The organism is Yersinia sp. LJYL362 (genome assembly GCF_048323875.1).
The window spans coordinates 1-9,007 of sequence record NZ_JBLWEX010000047.1 but is presented as its reverse complement, the minus strand read 5'-3'; the positions used below and the strand labels follow the sequence as shown (position 1 = coordinate 9,007).

Sequence of the window (9,007 nt, the reverse complement as noted above, 5' to 3'; positions counted from 1 at the left end):
CGGGTTGGAACAGGTGAAAGTTAGTGTTCACTTCTCACTGGATACCGCCATTGAAGGTGCCAGTTTCGTTCTGACACAATTCCGTGTCGGCCAACTCCCGGCACGGGCAGCGGATGAGCGTTTGGGTCTGAAATATAACTTACTCGGGCAGGAGACCACAGGTGTCGGCGGTTTTGCCAAAGCGCTCCGTACCATTCCGGTTATGCTAGATATTGCTGCGAAAGTTGAAAAGCTGGCACCGGATGCCTGGATAATCAACTTTACCAACCCAGCCGGTATCGTCACCGAAGCAGTAACCCGCTATAGCAAAGCGAAGATTATTGGCCTGTGTAATGTCCCGATCAGTATGCACCATATGATTGCGAAGTTACTGGATGCGCCTTATGAAGATATCCAGCTGCGTTTCGCCGGGCTAAATCATATGGTATGGGTGCATGAAGTGCTCCAGCAGGGTAAAAACGTCACCGCAGATGTGCTAAACATGTTGTGTGACGGAGCCTCACTGACCATGAACAACATCAAAGAAGCACCATGGCCACCGGAGTTCCTGCGAGCAATGGGTGCTATCCCTTGCCCTTATCATCGCTATTTCTACCAGACACAAGATATGCTGGCAGAAGAAATGGCCGCAGCGGCTGAACGCGGCACCCGTGCAGAACAAGTGATGCAGGTAGAAAAAGAGTTGTTTGATCTGTACGCTGACCCACATCTGGATAGCAAACCGGAGCAACTCAGTTTCCGTGGAGGATCATTTTATTCTGAAGTAGCACTGGAACTTATTCGTGCAATTCATAATAATTTAGGTACGCAACTAGTTGTGAATACAACAAACCGTGGCGCGATTCGTGGTTTGTCTGATGGTTCCGTGGTAGAAACCAATTGTATTGTTGATGCGCAAGGTGCACACCCACTGACTTTTGGCCCTTTACCGGTTTCCATGCATGGGCTAACCCAGCAAGTCAAAGCCTATGAGCGCCTGACAATTGAAGCTGCAGTGCACGGCGATCGCCGTAGTGCTTTGTTGGCATTGGTGACCAACCCACTGATTGGGAACGCCAGTATTGCTCAGCCACTATTGGACGATGTGCTACAAGTAAATAAACTTTACTTGCCGCAGTTCGCAGATTTGTAACATTCATTCATTTTATACTCTACGTAATTGGAGTTGCAGTTCCCCCTGCAACTTCAAGTATGAAGGGGATTGGAGTCAGCAATGGTCACACTGGAAGACGTCGCGGTATTAGCCGGGGTTTCCCGCGCTACGGTATCCCGCGTGGTCAATGGTGATACCAATGTTAAAGCGCAAACGCGTGAAAAAGTTGAGCAAGCGGTCGCAGTTTTGGGCTACACCCCGAACCCTGCCGCACGGGCACTGGCCTCCAGCCAAAGTAATACGCTGGGGTTAGTGACCACATCCTATCGTGGTGGCTTTTTTGGGGCGTTGATGGATTTCGTCCAAACTGAAGCCGAATCGCAGGGTAAACAGCTGTTAGTCACTCAGGGGCGGGATAACGCAGATAAGGAATGGCAGGCTATTCAGCGTCTGTATAACCTACGTTGCGATGGATTAATCCTGCATGTGCGTTTTCTCAGTGATGAAAGGCTACATCAGTTAGCGGCAGCAGGCCGTTCGTTTGTCTTATTGGATAGACTGGTTCCCGGCCTGGAAGCTCGCTGTGTCACTTTTGATCATCGCCGTGCCAGCCAAATGGCTACACAAGTACTTATTGATGCCGGCCATCGCCACATTGCTTGTATCAGTGGTTCAGCGCAGCGCCATTCCAGTGAATTACGGCGTCAGGGCTTTATCGATGCGATGCAATTAGCCGGTTTAGAGCCGGTTGCTTGTGTGGAAGGGGTATATGACCTGGAAAGCGGCTATCAACGTGCAGATGAGATCCTCAAGCGCCCACAGCACCCCACCGCTATATATTGTTGTAACGAAGAAATGGCTATTGGTGCCCTGCTCGCTATCAATAAGCATCACTTGCAAGTCCCACAGGATATTTCATTGCTTTGCTATGACAGTGGCGAACGTGCTCCATTTGTCAGCCCGGCATTAACCAGCTTACATTTCCCCATTGTAGAAATGGCGCGATATGCCACTCAACTGCTCATTAACCCATTGATTCCCAGTGCTAGTTTCCCACCTGCGATTATCATGCGCGAGTCAGTTATGCCGCCTAAAAAATAGCATTTATGTAAATTCAGCGCTGATTAACATGCATCTGCCTGCCACTCTTTCCTGGTGTGAAAACAGACTCAAAATATCCTCATTTCCTGTCATATTCAGAATATTTATCAATGCCTCGCCACTACAAATTGTGACACCTCACTATTTTTCGCAATCGCGCTCCACTCATTGCATTAAAAATTGAATGTAAATCACAAAAACTCACTATGCCTGTGCTAGGATCCGCCGCCTCAGTGCAGAAATGGTTTTAGCGCTTTTTATATATGCTCTTACTATTATTGACTTAACATTATGCTGACACAGGCCCCATCTATGAATAACAGCAATCGCCTTCGACTCACTTGGATCAGTTACTTTTCATACGCGCTGACCGGTGCGTTAGTTATTGTCACCGGGATGGTGATGGGAAATATCGCAGAGTATTTCAATCTGCCTATTGCCAGTATGAGTAACACATTCACTTTCCTTAATGCCGGTATTTTGATCTCTATCTTCCTGAATGCCTGGTTGATGGAAATTATTCCATTAAAACGTCAGTTAGTGTTTGGTTTCATTCTGATGTTAATTGCGATTGCCGGATTAATGGTTGGCCATAATCTGATGATCTTCTCCATCAGCATGTTTATTCTCGGCGTCGTCAGCGGGATAACCATGTCGATAGGTACCTTCCTGATAACCCACATGTATGAAGGACGTCAGCGCGGGTCACGCCTGCTGTTTACCGACTCATTCTTCAGCATGGCCGGGATGATTTTCCCGGTCGCCGCAGCGATGCTGCTGGCACGCCATATCGAATGGTACTGGGTCTATGCCTGCATCGGCTTGTTGTATGTCGGTATTTTCGTGCTGACATTGTGCTCTGAATTCCCAGTTCTGGGCCATAAAGCCACCGATCAAAGCAAACCTGTGGTGAAAGAAAAATGGGGTGTGGGCGTGCTGTTCCTGGCGATTGCCGCACTGTGTTATATCCTGGGCCAACTCGGTTTCATCCAGTGGGTACCGGAATACGCCACCAAAACCTTCAACATGGATATCAGTCAGGCTGGCCAATTGGTCAGTAACTTCTGGATTTCCTACATGATTGGGATGTGGGTATTCAGCTTTATCCTGCGCTTCTTTGACCTGCAACGCATCGTCACCGTGTTAGCGGCGCTGGCAACATTGGCGATGTACATGTTTGTCAGTACGGATAATCCAGAACACCTGAGCTACTACATTCTGGCGTTGGGCTTTGTCTCTAGTGCCATTTACACTACGCTGATTACGCTAGGTTCACTGCAAACCAAAGTGTCTTCACCAAAACTGGTGAACTTCATTCTGACCTGCGGTACTGTCGGCACCATGTTGACCTTCGTGGTAACTGGCCCGATTGTGGCTAATAGTGGTGTTCATGCCGCACTGGCAACCGCCAACGGCTTGTACCTGACCGTGTTTGTGATGTGTCTGATTTTGGGCTTCTTCACCAAGCACCGCAGCCATGGCCACGTGACTCATTGATTTAGCTGTTTGATTGCCCTGCCGCCATATCGGTGCAGGGCAATTCCGTTTATTTAAAATCTACCCGCTCTTTCTGGCCGAGATAAATCCAGCTCTCTGCTGGTTGGGTCTTCGCTATCACCACGCCGTGGCGAATGGAATAATGCACCGGCACTTGCCGCCGCACCGCATCAAAACTGTTTTCTGCTGGCAGAATAATCAGATTGGCACTGTTACCCGTCTGTACCCCATAATCTGATAAATTCAGGGTTCTGGCACTGTGGGTAGTTATCAAATTCAATCCATCATTGATTTGGCTGTATCCCATTAACTGGCAGATATGTAACCCCATATGCAATACCTGCAACATATTGGCGGTACCCAGCGGGTACCACGGGTCGAACACATCGTCATGACCGAAACAGACATTAATCTGTGCCGCCAGCATCTCTTTCACCCGCGTAATACCCCGCCGCTTGGGATAAGTATCAAAGCGCCCTTGCAGATGAATATTCACCAGCGGATTGGCTACAAAGTTAATACCGGACATTTTCAGCAAGCGGAATAACCGAGAGGCATAAGCACCATTATAAGAGTGCATCGCCGTGGTATGGCTGGCGGTCACTCGCGCGCCCATGTTCTCCCGGTGCGCCAATGCCGCCACTGTTTCGACAAATCGCGACTGCTCATCATCAATCTCATCACAATGAACATCCACCAGCCGCTGATATTTTTGCGCCAATGCAAAGGCGATATGTAGCGATTCGACGCCATATTCGCGAGTAAATTCAAAATGAGGAATAGCGCCAACCACATCAGCCCCCAGTCGCAGCGCCTCTTCCAAAAGAGCGGCCCCATCAGGATAAGAGAGAATCCCTTCTTGCGGGAAGGCCACAATCTGCATATCCACCCACGGACTGACTTCCTCTTTGACTTCCAACATGGCACTTAAGGCCGTCAAGCTGGGGTCAGAAACATCAACATGGGTGCGGACATACTGAATGCCATTGGCTATTTGCCACTTCAATGTTTGCCAGGCGCGCTGCTTAACATCGTCTCGGGTCAGTAAGGCTTTACGCTCAGCCCAGCGCTCAATGCCCTCAAACAAGGTGCCGGATTGGTTCCAGCTTGGCTGCCCGGCGGTTTGAGTGGTATCCAGATGAATATGCGGCTCAACAAATGGCGGCAATGCCAGTCCACCTTGGGCATCCAATACCCCATCACCGGTTACTGGCAGCTCCGGTTGCGGCACAATCGCCGTGATTTTGCCCTCGGCAATGGCTATCTGCCACAGCCCTGCTTGCCCGGCAAGGCGGATATTATTAATTGTGCTTAATAAATGATTCGTTGAAGATTGGCCCGCCATAGATGACTCCATGATTGCTTTCGTTATTACGCTTTAGCTTACCCGACCCACAGCCACTCGCCGATTTTCTTTTACTAAAACATCGTTTCAATTTAATGAATAAAAAAAGCGAAACTGAAACCATTCAGCTAAACATGAATGAAATCCACAACTTATAAAAAACGTTAAAAATCAGCCATCTACCACCTTAGAGGTATATGGATGGCAAATTGATTTACATCAATAAGTGCGCTGTGCGGAAGATTAAGGTGAGGGTAGAAAATTAAAAATTGAGGCAAAAATGAGCAAAGTCAAACTTGCCATCATCGGCAACGGTATGGTCGGCCACCGCTTTATTGAAGACTTATTAGATAAAGCAGATAAAGACCAATTTGAGATAACCGTCTTTTGCGAAGAACCACGCATCGCTTATGACCGGGTTCATCTTTCTTCTTACTTCTCCCACCACACTGCGGAAGAACTGTCATTAGTTCGCGAAGGTTTTTATGAAAAGCACGGCGTCAAAGTGCTGGTTGGCGAACGCGCCATAACCATTAACCGCAAAGAGAAAGTCATCCACTCCAACAGCGGCCGTACTCTATATTACGACAAGCTGATTATGGCGACCGGCTCCTATCCGTGGATCCCGCCGATTAAAGGCAGCGAAGGGCAAGACTGCTTTGTTTACCGCACCATTGAAGATTTAAATGCCATTGAAGCTTGCACCCGTCGCAGTAAACGCGGGGCAGTCATTGGTGGCGGATTATTAGGGTTGGAAGCCGCTGGCGCACTGAAAAGCCTCGGTGTTGAGACTCATGTCATTGAGTTTGCTCCAGTATTAATGGCAGAACAGCTTGACCCAATGGGCGGTGACCAACTGCGCCAGAAAATTGAGCGCATGGGCGTCAGAGTGCATACCGGCAAAAATACGCAAGAAATTGTCCATAGCGGGCAAAACAGCCGCAAAACCATGCTGTTTGCCGATGGCACCCAGTTGGAAGTCGATTTTATCGTCTTCTCCACCGGTATTCGCCCACAAGACAAACTGGCTCACCAATGCGGTTTAGCCACAGCGCGCCGTGGTGGTATTGCTATTAATGATTATTGCCAAACCTCCGACCCGGATGTGTACGCCATTGGCGAGTGTGCATCATGGCAAGAGCGGACTTTCGGGCTGGTCGCACCGGGTTACAAAATGGCCCAGGTGACGGCTGACCATTTACTGGGGCGCGAAAATACCTTCCAGGGCGCGGACATGAGCGCCAAACTCAAGCTCCTCGGTGTAGACGTCGGCGGGATTGGTGATGCCCACGGTCGCACTGATGGCGCACGCAGCTATGTTTATCTCGATGAAAGCAAAGAGATTTACAAGCGTCTGGTGGTCAGCGCCGACAACAAAAAACTGCTCGGGGCGGTGCTGGTCGGTGATACCAGCGATTACGGTAATCTGCTGCAATTAGCACTGAATAATATTGAGCTACCGGAAAACCCCGACAGCCTGATTTTGCCAGCCCATGCGGGCAGTAAACCAGCGATGGGGGTTGATTCCCTGCCGGATACCGCACAAATCTGTTCCTGTTTTGATGTCACCAAAGGCGACATTATTCAAGCCATCGGCCAGGGTTGCCATACCGTAGCAGCGCTTAAATCGGCGACGAAAGCCGGTACCGGTTGCGGCGGCTGCATTCCCTTAGTGACCCAAGTGTTGAATGCCGAACTCAGCAAGCAAGGCATTGAAGTTAATCATCATTTGTGTGAGCACTTCGCGTATTCACGTCAAGAGCTATATCACTTGATCCGTGTCGAAGGGATTAAAAGCTTTGATGCCTTGCTGGAAAAATATGGCAAAGGTTATGGCTGTGAAGTATGTAAACCGACGGTGGGTTCACTGCTGGCATCCTGCTGGAATGAATATATATTGGAGCCGCAACACACCCCGTTGCAGGATACCAACGACAATTTCCTCGGCAATATCCAAAAAGATGGCACTTACTCGGTTATCCCGCGCTCACCGGGTGGGGAAATCACGCCTGATGGTCTGCTGGCCATTGGCCGCATCGCCAAACAATATAATCTCTACACCAAACTGACCGGCTCACAGCGCGTCGGGATGTTTGGCGCACAAAAAGACGATCTCCCGGCTATTTGGGCGCAGTTGATTGAAGCGGGCTTTGAGACCGGACACGCCTATGCCAAAGCACTACGTATGGCAAAAACCTGTGTCGGTAGCACCTGGTGCCGCTTTGGGGTTGGCGATAGCGTCGGCTTCGGTGTCGCACTGGAACACCGCTACAAAGGCATCCGGACACCACACAAAATGAAATTTGGTGTTTCCGGCTGTACCCGCGAATGTTCAGAAGCACAGGGTAAAGATGTCGGGATTATCGCCACCGAAAACGGCTGGAACCTGTATGTCTGCGGTAATGGCGGGATGAAACCACGTCATGCGGACTTACTGGCAGCGGATCTGGATGAAGAAACCCTGATGCGCTATCTCGACCGCTTTATGATGTTCTACATCCGCACCGCCGATAAACTGCAACGCACCTCGGTGTGGCTGGAAAGTCTGGAAGGTGGCATTAACTATCTACGCGCCGTCATTCTCGATGACAAACTGGGCATTAACGACCAGCTAGAAGCGGATATTGCTCGCCTGCGCGATAAAGTCACCTGCGAATGGAAAGTCACCGTCGAAAACCCGGCTGCGCAAGTCCGTTTCGCCCACTTTATCAACAGCCCACTACGTGACCCAAATGTACAAGTAGTGCCTGAACGTGAACAACATCGCCCGGCCCGTCCGGATGAACGCATCCCTGTTAGGGTGCTGGAACTGGAGGATAACTTATGAGTCAGTGGATTCCACTTTGCCCATTAGCCGATATTTTGCCCGGTAGCGGCGTATGTGGCCTGATTGGTGAGCATCAAGTTGCGGTATTCCGGCCTTATGCGGACGAACAGGTGTTTGCCATTAGCAACATTGACCCCTTCGCTCAGGCCAGTGTGCTCTCGCGCGGATTAATTGCAGAACATCAAGGTGATTTGTGGGTGGCCAGCCCACTGAAAAAACAACATTTTCGCCTGCATGATGGCTTCTGTCTGGAAGATGAAACGCGCTCGGTTGCCCATTTTGATGCGCGGGTTCGCGACGGCATAGTGCAAGTCAAAGCGTGATAGATAACAGTTATCCGGCCAGTGCCGGATAACCACAAAATAACTCTCGATCACAGGTATGAATATGTATACAGACACCATTAACAAATGCGCGACCAACGCGGCCCGCATCGTCAAACTGGCAAAAGAAAGCCCGCTGGGATTTTGGATTGGTTCGGCGATGGCCGGTGCTTATGTTGGCCTTGGCATTATTCTGATTTTTACCCTGGGCAATCTGATTGACCCCGCTTACCGCCCATTAGTCATGGGGGCCACCTTTGGTCTGGCGCTGACTTTAGTGATTATCGCTGGTTCTGAGCTGTTTACCGGCCACACCATGTTCCTGACCTTTGGGGTCAAGGCAGGCACTATTAAATCCAGTCAAATGTGGACTGTACTGCCACAAACCTGGCTGGGGAATCTGCTGGGTTCTGTTTTTGTTGCCCTGCTTTATTACTACGGCGGCGGTAACCTGCTGTCAGTGGATACCAGTTTGGTGCACACCGCGGCGCTGGCAAAAACCTCTGCGCCCGCTATGACCTTATTCTTTAAGGGTGTACTATGTAACTGGCTGGTTTGTCTGGCGATCTGGATGGCAATTCGGGTAGAAGGTGCCGCTAAATTTATTGCTATTTGGTGGTGCTTGCTGGCCTTTATTGCCTCCGGTTACGAACACTCCGTAGCAAATATGACGCTGTTCGCCTTGTCTTGGTTCGGTCATCACAGCGAGGCTTACACCCTGAGCGGTATCGGTCATAACCTGCTGTGGGTGACACTGGGGAATACCCTGTCAGGCGCGGTATTTATGGGTCTGGGTTATTGGTATGCCACCCCACGGGAGC

Annotated in this window: 7 protein-coding genes; 6 read left to right on the top strand and 1 reads right to left on the bottom strand. The window is 49.9% G+C overall.

What is annotated here, in order from left to right:
- The 3 genes from ACNSO8_RS01935 to tsgA all read left to right on the top strand — a co-directional run.
- Positions 1–1,132 (top strand): 6-phospho-beta-glucosidase (locus ACNSO8_RS01935; RefSeq protein WP_418393654.1); only part of this gene is annotated, 1,132 nt, incomplete at its 5' end.
- 81 nt (positions 1,133–1,213) lie between these two features.
- Entirely contained in the window at positions 1,214–2,194 is a 981-nt protein-coding gene (locus ACNSO8_RS01930) for a LacI family DNA-binding transcriptional regulator (protein ID WP_050160232.1), read from the top strand.
- Positions 2,195–2,506: 312 nt separating this feature from the next.
- The gene (tsgA, locus tag ACNSO8_RS01925) at positions 2,507–3,691 is read left to right on the top strand and encodes an MFS transporter TsgA (RefSeq protein ID WP_005174681.1); all 1,185 of its coding nucleotides are present in this window, start codon (positions 2,507–2,509) and stop codon (positions 3,689–3,691) included.
- A gap of 49 nt (positions 3,692–3,740) precedes the next feature.
- Here tsgA and ACNSO8_RS01920 read toward each other — a convergent pair whose 3' ends face one another.
- Positions 3,741–5,036, bottom strand: coding sequence for a cytosine deaminase (locus ACNSO8_RS01920; RefSeq protein WP_418393653.1), 1,296 nt, complete (start codon positions 5,034–5,036; stop codon positions 3,741–3,743).
- 280 nt (positions 5,037–5,316) lie between these two features.
- On the opposite strand from ACNSO8_RS01920, the gene nirB reads away from it, so the two are divergent.
- The 3 genes from nirB to nirC form a co-directional block, all read left to right on the top strand.
- On the top strand, positions 5,317–7,863 hold the full coding sequence (gene nirB, locus ACNSO8_RS01915; protein WP_050163323.1) for a nitrite reductase large subunit NirB: 2,547 nt from the start codon (positions 5,317–5,319) through the stop codon (positions 7,861–7,863).
- The gene (gene nirD, locus ACNSO8_RS01910; RefSeq protein WP_005159717.1) at positions 7,860–8,186 is read left to right on the top strand and encodes a nitrite reductase small subunit NirD; all 327 of its coding nucleotides are present in this window, start codon (positions 7,860–7,862) and stop codon (positions 8,184–8,186) included. The genes nirB and nirD overlap by 4 nt, the downstream gene beginning before the upstream one ends.
- A gap of 64 nt (positions 8,187–8,250) precedes the next feature.
- On the top strand, positions 8,251–9,007 hold a 757-nt coding region (nirC, locus tag ACNSO8_RS01905), incomplete at its 3' end, for a nitrite transporter NirC (RefSeq protein ID WP_418393652.1).